This window comes from Hylemonella sp. GW821-FHT12C09 (genome assembly GCF_058807395.1).
This window is the reverse complement of sequence record NZ_JBXAQQ010000002.1, coordinates 77,701-92,627: the sequence shown is the minus strand read 5'-3', so window position 1 is coordinate 92,627 and position 14,927 is coordinate 77,701. Positions and strand designations below refer to the sequence as shown.

The window sequence follows — 14,927 nt, the reverse complement described above, 5'->3', positions numbered from 1 at the left end:
CGGCCCGGCTCAGAATTCGTAGCTGTGGCCTTCGAAGGCCAGCCGGATCTCCGGCCCGCCCGCGGGCACGGGGGTGTCGGCCAGGGCCTGGGCGAAGGCCGCTTCCAGCGCATCGTCGCTGCGGGTGGGCTCGTGGTGCGTGCAGTAGAGCACCTTGGCGCCGGCCTGGCAGGCGGCCTCGATGCTGGTCTTGAAGGTGCCATGGCCCCAGCCGACCTTGGCCGGGTATTCCTGGGCGGTGTAGGAGGTGTCGGCGATCAGCACGTCCACGCCGCGCATGGCCTGGATGATGGACGCCTGCTTTTCGTCCACGAAGGACTGGTATTCGGCGTATTCGGCGTCACCCGGATCGTAGATGTTGTAGGGGGGCTCATGGTCGCCGGTGAAGAAGACCGATTTGCCATTGGCCTCGATGCGGTAGCCGAAGTTGATGACCGGGTGATTGAGCAGATAGGGTGTGATGGTGGCGCTGCCCACCTGGATGCTCTGTTCAGGCATCAGCGTCACGTACTCGATGGTGCCCTTCATTTCGGCTTCGCGCACCGGGAAATAGCTGTACTGCAGCTGCACCGCCATGACCTGTTCCACCCCCTGGCCCGAGACCGGGTCGTGGGCGCCGTGCAGGCGCAGCACATTGCCGGGGATGAAGTTGGGGATGAAGAAGGGCAGACCCTGGATGTGGTCCCAGTGCGAGTGGGTGATGAGCACGTTGGCCTGCACCGGCAGTTCGGCCAGCAGGGTCTGCGACAGCGGGAAGATGCCGGTACCGGCGTCCAGGATGATGAGCTCGTTGCTGTCGGTGCGCACCTCAATGCAGGTGGTGTTGCCGCCATAGCGTACCGTGTGCGGCCCCGGCGAGGCGATCGAACCGCGCACACCCCAGAATTTGACTTTCATGATTCGAGCTTGGAAAAGACCTGCGCTTCCTCGAAAAGCGCCTGGAGATCGCCGAGTTCGGCGATGACGTGGTCGAGGTCGCCGCCGAGCCGCCTGGCGACGACCGGCGGGAGGGGCTCCGCAAAGGGGTTGCCGCCGAAGCCGAAATGCAGCTTCTTGCTGATCTGGTTGGCGGCGAAGACACAGGCCACCATGGGCGTGTCCAGCACTTCGGGGCCGTGCATGTTCTGGATGGTCTGGACCAGGTTGGGGGCGAAGCGCCATTTCTCCACCAGCATGCCTCCGACCACCGCGTGGTCCACACCGATGATCTGGCGCAATGCCTCGTGCAGCGAACTGCCATTCTCCTGGCAGGCTTCGAGGGCCTGGCGGAACTCGTTGGGCATGAACTGGGCGAAGACCACCTTGCCGAAATCATGCAGCAGGCCGGCGATGAAACAGTCCATCGGGTCTGCGCCCTCCACATCGCTGGCAATCCTCTTGGCAATGTTCGCCGTGGCCAGCGAGTGCAGCAGGTACTGCTGCACGTCGAAGCCGGCGGCATTGCTCTTGGGCAGCATGCCGATGGCGGCGATGCCCAGGGCCAGGTTCTTGATGGTGTTGAAGCCCAGGAAGACCACGGCGTGGTTGATCGAGGTAACCTGCTTGGGCAGGCTGTAGTAGGCCGAGTTGATGACCTTGAGGATCTTGACCGTGACCACCGGGTCCTTGTCGATCACCTGCACCAGGTCCTTGGGGGTGCAATTGACGTCCCGGGTCAGGTCCAGGATGGCCTGCACGCTTTTGGGGAAGGCCGGCATGCCATCGACGGCAGCGGCCAGTTTTTGCGACAGTTCAGGACTCATGATTGCATTGTGTACCGGGAGTGCACCTACTGTACACAATCCCCCCCTCAGGGGCGCAGCCGTTCGATGCCGAAGCCGTCCAGCGCGAGTTCGGGTCGGTGGCCGCCCACCAGGTCGGCCAGGGCGCGGGCCGAGCCGCAGCCCAGGGTCCAGCCACTGGAGCCGTGGCCGCAGTTCAGCCACAGGCCCGGGATGCCGCTGGCGCCCAGCAGGGGCGGGCCGTCGGGCAGCATGGGGCGTGCGCCCTTCCAGGTCTGCACGCCGCTGGAGAGCACGGCGGCGCCGGGAAACCAGTCCTGCAGCACCTTGTAGAGGGTCTGCAGGGCGTCCTTGCGCTGACGCTCGGGGCGCCCTCCCAGTTCGGCGCCGCCACCCACGCGCACCCGGTTGCCCAGGCGGGCGATGGCCACCTTGTAGCGCTCATCCATGACGGCGCTGCGCGGAGCGTTCAGCGGCTCGCGCACGGTAGCGCTCACCGAGTAGCCATACACGGCAGCCATCGGAATCTTCACGCCCAGGGGGCGCAACAGCCGGGCCGAGTCGACGCCGGCGCACAGCACGGCAGCATCGAAGCGGCGTGGTTGCGATTCGCCGGTCAACTGCACGTCCATGCCCTGGCCGGGGGTCAGGCGTTCGACCGTGGTGCCGAAGGCAAACTGCACGCCGCGGGCCAGCGCCGCGTTCTTGAGCAGCAGGGCAAATTGCCGGCAGTTGCCAACCTCGTCCTCGGGCAGGTGCAGCGCGCCGTGAAAAGCCGTGTCGGGATTCAGGGCCGGCTCGATGGCGCGCGCCTCTTCGGGCGTGAGCTCGCGATGCGCCAAGCCCTGATCGCGCAGCAACTGCAGGCCGGGGCGCAGCAGGGTGTGGTCGCGCTCCGAGCGCAGCAGGACCAGCAGGCCCTGGCTGCGGTCGAAATCGAGTTCCAGTTCGGCCGCGAGTTCGTGCAGGCGCGTGCGGCTGTAGCGGGCCAGCCCCTGGAGGTTCTGGCGGTTGCGCAGATAGGTTTCGCTGCCGCAGGCGCGCCAGGACTTCCACATCCAGGCCAGGTCGCTGCCGCGCAGGGGCAGGGAAAAATGCACCGGTGCGTGACGCAGCAGCAGGTGACGCAGGATCTTGAAGGGCATGCCGGGGGCGGCCCAGGGGGCGGTATAGCCGGGGGCGAGGATGCCGGTGTTGGCAAAGCTGCCTTCTTCGGCGGCGGCGATGCGACGTTCGAAGACGGTGACCTCGTGGCCGTCGCGGGCCAGTTCCCAGGCGGTGGTAACGCCGATGATGCCGGCGCCGATGACTGCAATTTTCATGAATCGGGAGTGGGTTCCCGCTGGCCGGGCTGGCTGGCGGGATGGGGGATTATGGTTGTTGGGGGCGCAGCAGGGTTTCGATCTGCTGTGCGATGTTCAGGACCACATCATCGCGCATCGCGCCTTGCCAGACCATCAGGCCCACGGGCAGTTCGTCCGGCGCGTGGCAGGGCAGGGAGATGGCGCAGCCGTCGAGCATGTTCACCACGCTGGGGTTGCGCAGCAGCAGGCCGTTGATGCGGAAGAAGGCTTCGTCGCGCTCGGGCCCTGGCAGCACCTCGGCCAGCGCCGGCGCCACGATGGGCACGGTGGGTGAGAGCACCGCGTCGAAGCCGGCCAGGGCCTGCTCGACGCGCGCGATCCAGTCGCGCCGTGCCTGCAACAGGTCGATGTAGTCAGCTGCGCTGATGGTCGCGCCGCGCTGGATGCGCGACAGGACGCGCGGGTCGTATTGGGCCGCGTGGCCTGCCAGCAGGTGGCGATGCCAGGCGTAGCTTTCGGCCGCGGCAAAACCGCCGCTGGCCTGCAGGCCAGCGAGTTCGCCCAGCGCCGGCAGGGGGAGTTCCTCGATGCGGGCGCCGGCATCGCGCAGGATCCGCAACGTGCGTTCGAAGGCGCGCGCCACATGGGCGTCGATGCCATCGAACATGACTTGCGGCACGACAGCCAGCCGATAGTGCGACAGCGGGGCCTGGCTGCGCGTGACGCGGCGCGCGGCCAGGATCTCGTGCACGGTGATCGCGTCACGCACCGAGCGTGTCATGGCGCAGGCCGTGTCGAGCGTGAAGGACAGGGGCACCGTGCCGTCCAGCGGCACCAGGCGCTGGGTGCTCTTGAAGCCCACGATGCCCTGCAGGGCGGCCGGGATGCGGATGGAGCCGCCGGTGTCCGAGCCCAGGCCGACAAAGGCGGCTCCCATGGCGACGGAAACGGCCGCGCCGCTGGACGAGCCGCCCGGCACGCGTGGTTGGTCGGTGGCCGCCGCATTGGCCGGGGTGCCGTGGTGCGGGTTGGTACCGACGCCGGAATAGGCGAATTCGGACATGTTGGTGCGGCCTATCAGGGCGGCGCCGGCGGCACGCAGGCGGGCCACGGCCACGGCGTCCTGGTTTGCCGGGGCGGCGTCTTTCAGGACGATGGCGCCGGCACGGCTGACCTGGCCGGCCACGTCGAAAAGGTCCTTGACCGAGACCGCCAGCCCGGCCAGGGGCTGGCGGGCCGGATCGGCCGCGGCGGCCTGGACCCGGGCGCCCCCGAAGTCGGTCTGGAGGAAGGCGTGTGTGCAGGCCGGGGCTAGGGCGCGGGTGATGGCCTGTTCGATCTCGGCCCCCGGGCTGGTGTGGCCGGCCAGCAGGCGCTGGCGGATGGCGTGGAGGTCGGTGGCGGGAGGCATTGGAAAGTGGGCCTGTGCTATACTCGTTGGGCTTTGCTGGAAGGGCCTGCGCATCTCGCGCAAGCAGCCGCAGAGTAAATCGCAAACCGGTCCATCCAGGTGTTGCAGCCGGCGCCAGACGCCGATTGCAAAGAGGACCGGATTTTAGACCCAACCTTCGGAGTACTTCACATGTCCGTGACCATGCGTCAAATGCTGGAAGCAGGTGTCCATTTTGGCCACCAGACCCGCTTCTGGAACCCCAAGATGGCCCCCTTCATCTTCGGCCATCGCAACAAGATTCACATCATCAACCTGGAAAAATCGCTGCCGATGTTCCAGGACGCAGCCAAGTTTGCCAAGCAGCTGGCTGCCAAGCGCGGCACCATCCTGATGGTGGGCACCAAGCGCACCGCCCGCGAAACCGTGGCTGCCGAAGCCCAGCGCGCCGGCGTGCCCTACGTCGACCAGCGTTGGCTGGGCGGCATGCTGACCAACTTCAAGACCGTCAAGACCTCGATCAAGCGCCTGAAGGACATGAAGGCCCAGCAGGAAACCGGCCTGGACGCCATGAGCAAGAAAGAACAACTCATGTTCGCCCGTGAACTCGAGAAGCTCGAGAAGGACATCGGCGGCATCCAGGACATGAACACCCTGCCGGACGCGATCTTCGTGATCGACGTCGGTTACCACAAGATCGCCATTGCCGAAGCCAAGAAGCTGGGCATCCCGCTGATCGGCGTGGTCGACTCCAACCACTCGCCCGAGGGCATCGACTACGTGATCCCGGGCAACGACGACTCGTCCAAGGCCGTGACCCTGTACGCCCGCGGCATCGCCGACGCCATCCTGGAAGGCCGTGCCAATGCCGTGGATGACGTGGTCAAGGCCGTGGCATCCGAGAGCGGTGACGAGTTCGTGGAAGTGAACGAAGCTTCCGCCTGATCCACGCCCGACCCGAAGAAAGGGGCGCTGTGCCCCTTTTTTTTAGTCCCAATCTGATTTTGAATTGAAGACGGAGTAAGAAGATGGCTGCAATTACCGCAAGCATGGTCGCCGAACTGCGCGGCAAGACCGACGCACCGATGATGGAATGCAAGAAGGCCCTGACCGAGGCCGATGGCGACATGGCCAAGGCCGAAGAGCTGTTGCGTGTGAAGCTGGGTACCAAGGCTGGCAAGGCCGCTTCGCGTGTGACCGCCGAAGGCGTGGTGGCCAGCTCGATCAGCGGCAGCACCGGCGCCCTGATCGAAGTGAACTGCGAGACCGACTTCGTGACCAAGAACGACAGCTTCCTGGCCCTGGCCAAGGCTGCTGCCGATCTGGTCGCCAAGCACAAGCCGGCCGACGTGGCCGCCCTGGGCGCGCTGCCCTACAGCCAGGACGGTTTCGGCCCTACCCTGGAAGACGTGCGCAAGGGCCTGATCGGCAAGATCGGCGAGAACATGAGCTTCCGCCGTTTCAAGCACTTCTCCTCGGGCGCCAAGCTGGCTGCCTACCTGCACGGCACGCGCATCGGCGTGGTCGTGGAGTTCGATGGCGACGAAACCGCTGCCAAGGACGTCGCCATGCACGTGGCCGCCATGAAGCCCGTCGCGCTGACCAGCGCTGACGTGCCGGCCGAGCTGATCGAGAAAGAGCGCGCTGTTGCCGCCGGCAAGGCCGAAGAAGATCGCAAGACCGCTGAAGCCGCTGGCAAACCCGCACAGCCTGCCGACATCGTGGCCAAGCGTATCGAGGGGGGTGTGCAGAAGTTCCTGAAGGAAGTCTCGCTGTTCAACCAGCCTTTCGTGAAGAACGACAAGCAGACCGTCGAGCAGATGCTCAAGGCCGCCGGCACCACCCTCAAGGGTTTCACCCTGTACGTGGTGGGCGAGGGCATCGAGAAGAAGGTCGACGACTTCGCTGCCGAAGTGGCTGCCCAGGTGGCTGCCGCCAAGCAGGCGGGCTGACGCCCACTGGCCGAGCGACGGCGCGGCCCGGGAAATCCTGTAAATTCCGTCTGTCCGGATCGCGTATCACCATCACCTGCAAGGAGCCCTTCATGTCCGACCCCAAGCCAGCCTACAAGCGTATTCTGCTTAAGCTGTCCGGGGAGGCCCTGATGGGCGACGATGCCTTCGGCATCAACCATGCGACCATCCAGCGCATGGTGCAGGAGGTGGCCGAGATCACGCGCCTGGGGGTGGAAGTCGCCGTCGTGATCGGCGGCGGCAACATCTTTCGTGGCGTGGCTGGCGGTTCGGTCGGCATGGACCGGGCCACGGCCGACTACATGGGCATGCTGGCCACCGTGATGAATGCGTTGGCCCTGGCCGACACCATGAACAAGGCCGGCCTGACGGCCCGCGTGATGTCGGCGATTGCCATCGAGCAGGTGGTTGAGCCCTATGTGCGTCCCAAGGCCCTGCAGTACCTCGAAGAGGGCAAGGTCGTGGTCTTCGCGGCCGGCACGGGCAACCCCTTCTTCACCACCGACACGGCCGCTGCGCTGCGCGGCGCCGAGATTGGCGCCGAAATGGTGCTCAAGGCCACCAAGGTGGATGGTGTCTACAGCGCCGATCCGAACAAGGACAAGACAGCCACCCGTTACAGCAAGATTTCCTTCGACGAGGCAATCTCAAAGAATCTCGGCATCATGGACGCCACGGCTTTCGCGCTGTGCCGCGACCAGAAGCTGCCGATCAAGGTGTTTTCCATTTTCAAGCACGGCGCGCTCAAGCGTGTCGTGATGGGTGAAGACGAGGGCACGCTGGTTTACGCCTGAGCGCAGGCACCGGTGCCGCAGAGGAGCAAAGCATGACGACGATTGCAGACATCAAGAAGACCATGGAAACCAAGATGGACCAGTCCATCGAGGCCCTGAAAAACCATCTGTCCAAGATCCGTACCGGCCGCGCCAATCCGTCGCTGCTGGACTCCGTGCAGGTCGAGTACTACGGCTCCACCGTGCCACTGAGCCAGGTGGCCAACGTGAACCTGCTGGACGCCCGCACCATCAGCGTGCAGCCCTGGGAAAAGGGCATGGGCGCCAAGATCGAGAAGGCCATCCGTGAGAGCGAGCTGGGCCTGAACCCGGCCTCCATGGGCGACCTGATCCGCGTGCCCATGCCGCCGATGAGCGAGGAGCGCCGCAAGGAGATGACCAAGCTGGTGCGTACCGAGGGCGAGAACGCCAAGATCGCCGTGCGTAACCTTCGGCGTGACGCCAACGAGGCGGTCAAGAAACTGGTCAAGGACAAGACCGCGTCCGAAGACGACCAAAAACGTTCCGAGGCCGACATCCAGAAGCTGACCGATAAGCACGTCGCCACGATCGACCAGCTGGTTGCAGGCAAGGAACAGGAAGTGATGGCGGTATAAAAGTGGCCGCCACGCTTGCCACGCCGTTCGCTGCGTTGTCCTCCGAGGGGACCCTCGCGCCCTGGGGCGACCCGGCGGCGCCCACACCGTCCACTTGACCATCATGAACTCGCCCGGCGGCTTGCCGCACCACATCGCCATCGTCATGGATGGCAATGGCCGCTGGGCCACCAAGCGCTTCCTGCCGCGTCTGGCGGGCCACCGCCAGGGCATGGAGAGCCTGCGCCGTTGTATCCGGGCTTGCCTGGAGCGTCAGGTGGGGGTGCTGACCGTCTTTGCCTTTTCCTCCGAAAACTGGAACCGCCCGGCCGACGAGGTGTCGGGTCTCATGGAGCTGCTGGCCACGGCCCTGGCCAAGGAAGTGCCGCAGCTGCTCAAGGATGGCGTGCGTTTGCATTTTGTCGGCGATCGGGCCGGTCTGTCCGACAAGGTTCGCACCGGCCTGGACCAGGCCGAACTGGCGACGGCAGCCAACAGCAGGCTCGTTCTGAACGTGTGCTTCAACTATGGCGGACGCTGGGACATCGCCCAGGCGGCCGCCCGGCTGGCGGCACAGGAACAGCCCATCACCGAAATGGCGCTGCACCAGGCCATGGCCATGGCCCATGTCCCCGACCCGGATCTCATCATTCGCACCGGCGGCGAGCTGCGCCTGAGCAATTTCCTGCTCTGGCAGGCGGCTTATGCCGAACTCTTCTTCAGCGACAAGCTCTGGCCCGACTTCGATGAGGCCGAACTGGACCGTGCCATCGGCGAATTCAACCGGCGCGAGCGCCGCTACGGCCAGACCTCCGACCAGGTCGCTTCACCGGGCCCGGGCCAGAAGGCGGCCTGAGGATCAACCATGCTCAAGCAGCGCATCATCACCGCCATCGTCCTCCTGCTGATCCTGCTGCCGGCGCTCTTTCACCATGACACGCTGTACTGGCGCCTGGTCACCCTGGTCCTGATCGCGGCAGGTGCCTGGGAGTGGGGGCGTCTCAATCGCCTGGGCCAGTTCGGTTCCTGGATCGGCGCCTTCGTCTGCCTGGTGGCCTGCGTCATGGCCTGGGATCTGGGCTTGCTGGCCGCACCCCAGCCGCTGCTGTGGACGCTGGCGGGCGGCATCTGGGTGCTGGTCGGGGCTGCCCTGATCAGGACCGGCGTGAGTCGCTGGGGTCAACTGCCGCGGGCCTTGCGCCTGGGCGGGGGCTGGCTGGTGCTTGGGCTGGCCTGGCTGGCCGTGGTGCAGGCGCGCGAGGTCGGTGTGGCCTTTTTGCTCTCCATCCTGGTGCTGGTCTGGATGGCGGATGTCGCCGCCTACTTTGCCGGCAAGGCCTGGGGGGGGCGGTTCAGCGCGGTCAAGCTGGCGCCGGCCATCAGTCCGGGCAAGAGCTGGGAAGGGGTCTGGGGCGGCATGGTGGGGGTGGTGGTGCTGGCGCTGGTCTGGCTGGCCCTGGAGCGTGCCGGCGTGCTGGCATCGCCCAGCCTCTACAGTCATCTGCAGTCGCGCGGCGGCTGGCTGCTGCTGCTGCTGGCCGTGTTGTTCCTTGCGGCCATGAGCGTGGTGGGCGACCTGGTGGAGTCCCTGGTCAAGCGCAGCGCCGGCGCCAAGGACAGCAGCCGTCTGCTGCCCGGCCATGGGGGTGTGCTCGACCGCGTCGATGCCCTGCTGCCCACGCTGCCCCTGGCGATGATGTTTTATTCGGTACTGCGCTGATGAAGCAGCCAACACTCCAACGTGTGGCCATCCTCGGCTCCACCGGTTCCATCGGCACGAGCACACTGGACGTGCTGGCGCGCCATCCGCAGCGCTTCGAGGTCCATGCGCTGACGGCAGCCACGCAGGTGGACCTGATGCTGCAGCAATGCCTGCAGTTCCGGCCCCGATACGCCGTCATGGCCAGCGCCGCCCACGCCACACAGTTGGCCGAGCGCCTGCGCCAGGCCGGCGCGAAGACACAGGTGCTGGGGGGCGCGGTGGCCCTCACCGAAGTGGCAGCGCACGAGGAGGTCGACGTCGTGATGGCCGCCATCGTCGGGGCCGCGGGTCTGGCGCCCTGCCTGGCCGCCGCCCGCGCGGGCAAGCGCCTGCTGCTGGCCAACAAGGAAGCGCTGGTGGTCGGCGGCGAGTTTTTCATGCGGGCGGTGCGCACGGGCGGCGCCACGCTGCTGCCGATCGACAGCGAACATTCGGCCATTTTCCAGTCCCTGCCTGAAGACCCGGCCACCTGGTCGCAGCGGGTCGACCGGATCATCCTGACGGCCTCCGGCGGGCCCTTTCGCACGCGCGATCCGCAGACCCTGCGCGAGGTCACGCCCGAGCAGGCCTGCGCCCACCCGAACTGGGTGATGGGGCGCAAGATCTCGGTCGATTCGGCCACCATGATGAACAAGGCACTGGAGGTGATCGAGGCGCGTTACCTGTTTGGCCTGGAGCCGGAGCGGCTGGAGGTGGTGATCCACCCGCAAAGCGTGATCCACTCCATGGTGCAGTACAGCGACCACTCGGTGGTGGCGCAGTTGGGTACACCCGACATGCGGGTGCCCATCGCTTACGGCCTGTCCTGGCCCGAGCGCATGGCCTCGGGCGCCGCCGCACTGGATTTTCACAAGCTGGCGGCCATGACCTTCGAGCCCATGGACGCTCCCGGGCACGCCCAGCGTTTCCCGGGGATCCGCCTGGCCTGGGATGCCTTGCTTGGCCCGGCGGGCACCACGGCGGTGCTCAATGCGGCCAACGAAGTGGCGGTGGCGGCCTTCCTGGAGCGGCGCATCCGTTTCGACCAGATCCATGCCGTCAACCTGGGCACACTGGCGGCCGTTGTGCCGGCAGCCCCCGGCTCGCTGGACGATCTGCTGGCGCTGGACGCGCAGTCGCGCGCGGCGGCGCAGGCCTGCCTGCGTGGGCTGACGGCCTGAACTCCAAAGGACAGACATGTTGACCGTTGTCGCCTTCATCGTCGCCCTGGGGCTGCTGATCGCCATCCATGAATACGGGCACTACCGCATGGCCGTGGCCTGCGGCGTCAAGGTGCTGCGTTTCTCGGTCGGTTTTGGTCACACCCTGCTGCGCTGGCAGCCCAAGGGTTCGGCGACCGAATTCGTGCTGGGGGCTTTTCCTCTGGGCGGTTACGTCCGCATGCTCGACGAACGGGAAGCGCCGGTGGCAGCGCACGAACGTCACCTGGCCTTCAATACCCAGCCGCTGCGTTCGCGCGCACTGATCGTCGCGGCCGGCCCGCTGGCCAATCTCTTGCTGGCCGTGCTGCTTTATGCGCTGGTCAACTGGACTGGCGTGCAGATGGCCAGCCCGGTGCTGGGCGCTCCGGTGACCGCTTCGGTGGCGGAACGCGCCGGGCTGCGCGGTGGCGAGCGCGTCGAGCGCGCGGGTTTCGAGGGCGGCGAACTCAAGCCCGTGGCCTCTTTCGAGGATGTGCGCTGGCTGCTGACGCGCGGGGCCCTGGAAGGGCGTGACGTACGCCTGGCCCTGGCCGATGCGCCCGGGCGGGCCACAACCGAGTTGGTGCTGCCGCTGGCGAGCATGGCGGTGAGCGACGCCGACGCCCAGCTGTTCGAGCGCATCGGCATCGTTGCGCCGCTGAGCCGGCCGGAGATCGGTGAGATCACACCGGGCAGCGCTGCCGAGCGGGCAGGCTTGCGTCCGGGTGATCTGGTGCTCAACCTCGGCGGGGCGGTCGTGATGGACGGCCGCCAGTTGCGCGAGATGATCCGCGCCTCGGTGCGGGATGGCCAACCCCTGACGAAGAACTGGCGCATCGAGCGCCAGGGCGCCATCATCAACCTCGACGTGACTCCGGAGGTCCAGCAGCAGGGCGGGGGGGCGATCGGCCGCATCGGGGCCTATGTGGGGGTGGCTCCCGAGATGATCACGGTCCAGCACGGTGTGTTCGAAGGCCTGTGGCTGGGCGTCGAGAAGACCTGGGACGTTTCGCTGCTGACGCTGCGCACCCTGGGCCGCATGCTGGTGGGCGAGGCCTCGCTGAAAAACCTCAGTGGTCCGCTGACCATTGCCGACTACGCCGGCCGGTCTGCCAGCCTGGGGTTGACGTCCTACCTGGTCTTTCTTGCCCTGATCAGCGTCAGCCTGGGTGTACTCAACCTGCTGCCCTTGCCGGTGCTCGATGGCGGACACCTGATGTATTATCTTTGGGAGGGTGTCACAGGCAAACCCGTGTCGGAAGTCTGGCTGGAGCGCCTGCAGCGGGCCGGCGTTGCCCTGCTGGCGCTCATGATGTCGATCGCGCTGTTCAATGACCTGACCCGTCTCCTGGGCTGAACCACCGGACCTGATGGTGTGCCCCAGCCAAATTTCAATTTGACCGATGCAATTCAAACGATATAGCCTGCGTGCCGCCTCCCTGGTGGCCGCCCTGTTGATGGCTGCGCACATGGCCTGGGCTGCCGAGCCCTTCAAGATCCGCGACATCCAGATTGAGGGTTTGCAGCGCGTCGAGCCGGGAACGGTCTTTGCGTCCATGCCGCTGCGTGTCGGTGACACCTACAGCGACGAAAAAGGCACGGCCTCGATCCGCGCGCTGTTCGCGCTCGGCCTCTTCACCGACGTGCGCCTGGAGATCAACGCGGACGTGCTGGTGGTGGTGGTCGAGGAGCGGCCCAGCGTGGCTGGCGTCGAATTCATCGGAACCCGCGAGTTCGACAAGGATGCGCTGACCAAGGCGTTGAAGGACATCGGCCTGGCCGAAGGTCGTACCTTCGACAAGGCCCTGCTGGACCGGGCCGAGCAGGAGCTCAAGCGCCAGTACATCAACAAGAGCCTCTACGCGGCCGAAGTGGTGACCACGGTGACGCCGGTCGAGCGCAATCGCGTGAGCCTGGCCTTTACCGTCATCGAAGGCGAACCGGCCAAGATCAGCGAGATCCGCATCGTCGGCAACAAGGCGTTTTCCGAATCCACGCTGCGCAACCTGTTCGACCTGGACACCGGCAACTGGATGAGCTGGTACACCAAGTCCGACCGTTATTCACGCGCCAAGCTCAATGCCGACATCGAGACGATGCGTTCCTACTATCTGGCGCGCGGTTACCTGGAGTTCCGGATCGACTCGACCCAGGTGGCCATCGCCCCCAACAAGCAGGATATTTCCATCACCCACAACGTGACCGAGGGCGAGCGCTTCGTCGTGGCCGGGGTGCGCCTGGCCGGCAACTACCTGGGGCGCGAGGATGAGTTCAAGGCCCTGGTGTCGATCCGCCCCGGCGAGGCCTACAACGCCGACCGGGTGGCCGAGACCGTCAAGGCCTTCACCGATTATTTCGGCCGTTTCGGCTACGCCTTTGCCCGCGTTCAGTCCGTACCCGAGATCGACCGCAGCACCAGCCGGGTGACGCTGGTGCTACAGGCGGAGCCTTCGCGCCGGGCCTATGTGCGCCGCATCAACGTGGCGGGTAACAACCGTACGCGTGACGAGGTGATCCGCCGCGAATTCCGCCAGTTTGAATCATCCTGGTACGACAGCGAACGGATCCGCCTGTCGCGCAATCGGGTGGACCGACTGGGGTATTTCAGCGAGGTCACGATGGAGACCGCTGAAGTGCCGGGTACGCCTGACCAGGTGGACCTGACCATGAAGGTCGTCGAGCGGCCCACCGGCAGTCTGACCCTGGGCGCCGGCTTCTCCACCAGCGAGGGACTGGGGCTGACGTTTGGCGTGAGCCAGCAGAACGCTTTTGGCAGTGGCAACTCGCTGGGCGTGCAACTCAACACCAGCAAGATCAATCGCGTGATTGTGGTCAGCACGACCGACCCGTATTTCACGCAGGACGGGGTGTCGCGCACGATTGACCTGTACCAGCGGGTCTCGCGCCCTTATTACTACGAAGATTCCTACGCGCTGGAGACCGTGGGCACCAGCCTGCGTTTCGGCATCCCCTTTACCGAGCGCGACACGGTCTACCTGGGGGCCGGTTTCGAGCGAACCACCATCGTGCCGGGTACCTACCTGCCGGTGGCCTACCAGAGTTATGCCGACCAGTTCGGTTACGCCAGCACCGCCGTGCCGCTGACTCTGGGGTGGGGGCGGGACAACCGCGACAGCGCCCTGGTGCCGACCAGTGGCAACCTCCAGCGCGCTACCGCCGAGTGGAGCACCTTCGGCGAGGTGCGTTATGTCCGCGGCACGTACAACTACCAGCACTATGTGCCGCTGACCAAGCAGTACACCTTTGCCTTCAATTCAGATCTGGCCCTGGGCCAGGGGATCGACGGCCGACCCTATCCCCTGTTCAAGAACTTCTATGGCGGCGGCCTGGGTTCGGTGCGAGGTTTCGAGGCGGGCAGTCTGGGGCCGCGCGACTCGGCCACCGGCCTGACCTACGGCGGACCGAAAAAGATCAATTTCAACTTCGAACTGCAGGCGCCGTTCCCCGGCGCCGGCAACGACCGGACCCTGCGCGTCTATACCTTTGTCGACGCCGGCAACGTCTACGGGCCGGACGATCCGATCGATCCGGCCAACTTCCGGGTAGGCGGTGGCGTCGGTATCAGCTGGATCTCGCCCATGGGGCCCCTGCGCCTGGCCTTTGCCCGTCCTATCCGGCAATTCGAAGGCGATAGAATCCAGTATCTGCAATTCCAGATTGGGACCACATTCTGATGAAGTACCTCATACGTCCTGCATATCTGCTGCTGGGGCTGAGTCTGCTGGCTGCGCCGGCGCTGGCCCAAGAGTTCCGGTTGGGTTTCGTCAGCCTGGACCGCATCATCAAGGAAACGGTGCCGGCCAAGAACGCCCAGGCCAAGCTGGAGCAGGAGTTCTCCAAGCGCGAGAAGGAACTGCAGACCCAGGGCGCCAGCATCAAGGGCATGGCCGAGCAGCTGGAGCGCGAGGCGCCCACGCTGTCGGAAAGCCAGCGCGTGAATCGCCAGAAGCAGCTGGTCGAACTGGACCGAGATTTCCAGCGCAAGCGCCGCGAGTTTCAGGAAGACCTCAACGCCCGCCGCAACGAGGAACTGCAGCAGGTGTTCGAGCGCGCCAACCGCGTGGTCAAGCAGGTGGCCGACGCTGAAAAATACGACCTGATCCTCCAGGAGGCGGTCTACGTCAACCCCCGGCACGACATCACCGACAAGGTGATCAAGGCCTTGAACGCCACTGTGACCAAATAAGGTCACCCGGACATTTGCGG

At 65.8% G+C, this 14,927-nt stretch carries 14 protein-coding genes; 10 read left to right on the top strand and 4 right to left on the bottom strand.

Going from position 1 to position 14,927, the window contains the following annotated elements; translation table 11 throughout:
* Nucleotides 1-9: 9 nt before the first annotated feature.
* From AC1RRP_RS04340 to AC1RRP_RS04325, 4 genes are read right to left on the bottom strand one after another with little or no spacing between them, the layout of a single operon-like run.
* Nucleotides 10-897, bottom strand: coding sequence for an MBL fold metallo-hydrolase (locus tag AC1RRP_RS04340; protein WP_493033610.1), 888 nt, complete (start codon nt 895-897; stop codon nt 10-12).
* Entirely contained in the window at nt 894-1,742 is an 849-nt protein-coding gene (locus tag AC1RRP_RS04335; protein ID WP_493033608.1) for an HDOD domain-containing protein, read from the bottom strand. Before AC1RRP_RS04335 ends, AC1RRP_RS04340 begins: the two co-directional genes overlap by 4 nt.
* A 47-nt stretch (nt 1,743-1,789) precedes the next feature.
* Nucleotides 1,790-3,043 carry a D-amino acid dehydrogenase gene (locus tag AC1RRP_RS04330; RefSeq protein WP_493033606.1) on the bottom strand — a complete coding sequence of 418 codons (1,254 nt, stop codon included), beginning with the start codon at nt 3,041-3,043 and terminating at the stop codon, nt 1,790-1,792.
* A gap of 49 nt (nt 3,044-3,092) precedes the next feature.
* Nucleotides 3,093-4,436, bottom strand: a complete 1,344-nt coding sequence (locus tag AC1RRP_RS04325) for an amidase (RefSeq protein ID WP_493033605.1) — start codon at nt 4,434-4,436, stop codon at nt 3,093-3,095.
* Nucleotides 4,437-4,607: 171 nt separating this feature from the next.
* On the opposite strand from AC1RRP_RS04325, the gene rpsB reads away from it, so the two are divergent.
* The 10 genes from rpsB to AC1RRP_RS04275 all read left to right on the top strand — a co-directional run bounded on the left by rpsB (nt 4,608) and on the right by AC1RRP_RS04275 (nt 14,907).
* Nucleotides 4,608-5,360: a 30S ribosomal protein S2 gene (rpsB, locus tag AC1RRP_RS04320; RefSeq protein WP_057676494.1), complete on the top strand. Its 753-nt coding sequence runs from the start codon at nt 4,608-4,610 to the stop codon at nt 5,358-5,360.
* Nucleotides 5,361-5,443: 83 nt separating this feature from the next.
* A complete protein-coding gene (gene tsf, locus AC1RRP_RS04315; RefSeq protein WP_493033602.1) occupies nt 5,444-6,367 on the top strand; it encodes a translation elongation factor Ts in 924 nt (307 codons plus the stop codon).
* A 92-nt stretch (nt 6,368-6,459) separates the two neighbouring features.
* The gene (gene pyrH / locus AC1RRP_RS04310; protein ID WP_057676492.1) at nt 6,460-7,182 is read left to right on the top strand and encodes a UMP kinase; all 723 of its coding nucleotides are present in this window, start codon (nt 6,460-6,462) and stop codon (nt 7,180-7,182) included.
* Nucleotides 7,183-7,214: 32 nt separating this feature from the next.
* On the top strand, nt 7,215-7,778 hold the full coding sequence (gene frr / locus AC1RRP_RS04305; protein WP_493033600.1) for a ribosome recycling factor: 564 nt from the start codon (nt 7,215-7,217) through the stop codon (nt 7,776-7,778).
* Nucleotides 7,779-7,881: 103 nt separating this feature from the next.
* Nucleotides 7,882-8,613 (top strand): polyprenyl diphosphate synthase, encoded by a 732-nt coding sequence (gene uppS, locus AC1RRP_RS04300; RefSeq protein WP_493033598.1) that lies wholly within the window; start codon nt 7,882-7,884, stop codon nt 8,611-8,613.
* A gap of 9 nt (nt 8,614-8,622) precedes the next feature.
* On the top strand, nt 8,623-9,477 hold the full coding sequence (locus tag AC1RRP_RS04295) for a phosphatidate cytidylyltransferase (RefSeq protein WP_493033596.1): 855 nt from the start codon (nt 8,623-8,625) through the stop codon (nt 9,475-9,477).
* A complete protein-coding gene (ispC, locus tag AC1RRP_RS04290; RefSeq protein ID WP_493033594.1) occupies nt 9,477-10,679 on the top strand; it encodes a 1-deoxy-D-xylulose-5-phosphate reductoisomerase in 1,203 nt (400 codons plus the stop codon). Before AC1RRP_RS04295 ends, ispC begins: the two co-directional genes overlap by 1 nt.
* Before the next feature lie 16 nt (nt 10,680-10,695).
* Entirely contained in the window at nt 10,696-12,057 is a 1,362-nt protein-coding gene (gene rseP / locus AC1RRP_RS04285; RefSeq protein ID WP_493033592.1) for an RIP metalloprotease RseP, read from the top strand.
* A 46-nt stretch (nt 12,058-12,103) separates the two neighbouring features.
* Nucleotides 12,104-14,395 (top strand): outer membrane protein assembly factor BamA, encoded by a 2,292-nt coding sequence (bamA, locus tag AC1RRP_RS04280; RefSeq protein WP_493033590.1) that lies wholly within the window; start codon nt 12,104-12,106, stop codon nt 14,393-14,395.
* Nucleotides 14,395-14,907, top strand: a complete 513-nt coding sequence (locus AC1RRP_RS04275; protein WP_493033588.1) for an OmpH/Skp family outer membrane protein — start codon at nt 14,395-14,397, stop codon at nt 14,905-14,907. The genes bamA and AC1RRP_RS04275 overlap by 1 nt, the downstream gene beginning before the upstream one ends.
* Nucleotides 14,908-14,927 lie beyond the last annotated feature (20 nt).

What these genes read in the sequence shown, in the direction of transcription:
- frr (WP_493033600.1), top strand. Translation starts at nt 7,215, where the DNA reads ATGACGACGATTGCAGACATCAAGAAGACCATGGAAACCAAGATGGAC.
- rpsB (WP_057676494.1), top strand. Translation starts at nt 4,608, where the DNA reads ATGTCCGTGACCATGCGTCAAATGCTGGAAGCAGGTGTCCATTTTGGC.
- AC1RRP_RS04325 (WP_493033605.1), bottom strand. Translation starts at nt 4,436, where the DNA reads ATGCCTCCCGCCACCGACCTCCACGCCATCCGCCAGCGCCTGCTGGCC.
- tsf (WP_493033602.1), top strand. Translation starts at nt 5,444, where the DNA reads ATGGCTGCAATTACCGCAAGCATGGTCGCCGAACTGCGCGGCAAGACC.
- AC1RRP_RS04275 (WP_493033588.1), top strand. Translation starts at nt 14,395, where the DNA reads ATGAAGTACCTCATACGTCCTGCATATCTGCTGCTGGGGCTGAGTCTG.
- uppS (WP_493033598.1), top strand. Translation starts at nt 7,882, where the DNA reads ATGAACTCGCCCGGCGGCTTGCCGCACCACATCGCCATCGTCATGGAT.
- AC1RRP_RS04335 (WP_493033608.1), bottom strand. Translation starts at nt 1,742, where the DNA reads ATGAGTCCTGAACTGTCGCAAAAACTGGCCGCTGCCGTCGATGGCATG.
- pyrH (WP_057676492.1), top strand. Translation starts at nt 6,460, where the DNA reads ATGTCCGACCCCAAGCCAGCCTACAAGCGTATTCTGCTTAAGCTGTCC.
- bamA (WP_493033590.1), top strand. Translation starts at nt 12,104, where the DNA reads ATGCAATTCAAACGATATAGCCTGCGTGCCGCCTCCCTGGTGGCCGCC.
- rseP (WP_493033592.1), top strand. Translation starts at nt 10,696, where the DNA reads ATGTTGACCGTTGTCGCCTTCATCGTCGCCCTGGGGCTGCTGATCGCC.
- AC1RRP_RS04330 (WP_493033606.1), bottom strand. Translation starts at nt 3,043, where the DNA reads ATGAAAATTGCAGTCATCGGCGCCGGCATCATCGGCGTTACCACCGCC.
- AC1RRP_RS04295 (WP_493033596.1), top strand. Translation starts at nt 8,623, where the DNA reads ATGCTCAAGCAGCGCATCATCACCGCCATCGTCCTCCTGCTGATCCTG.
- ispC (WP_493033594.1), top strand. Translation starts at nt 9,477, where the DNA reads ATGAAGCAGCCAACACTCCAACGTGTGGCCATCCTCGGCTCCACCGGT.
- AC1RRP_RS04340 (WP_493033610.1), bottom strand. Translation starts at nt 897, where the DNA reads ATGAAAGTCAAATTCTGGGGTGTGCGCGGTTCGATCGCCTCGCCGGGG.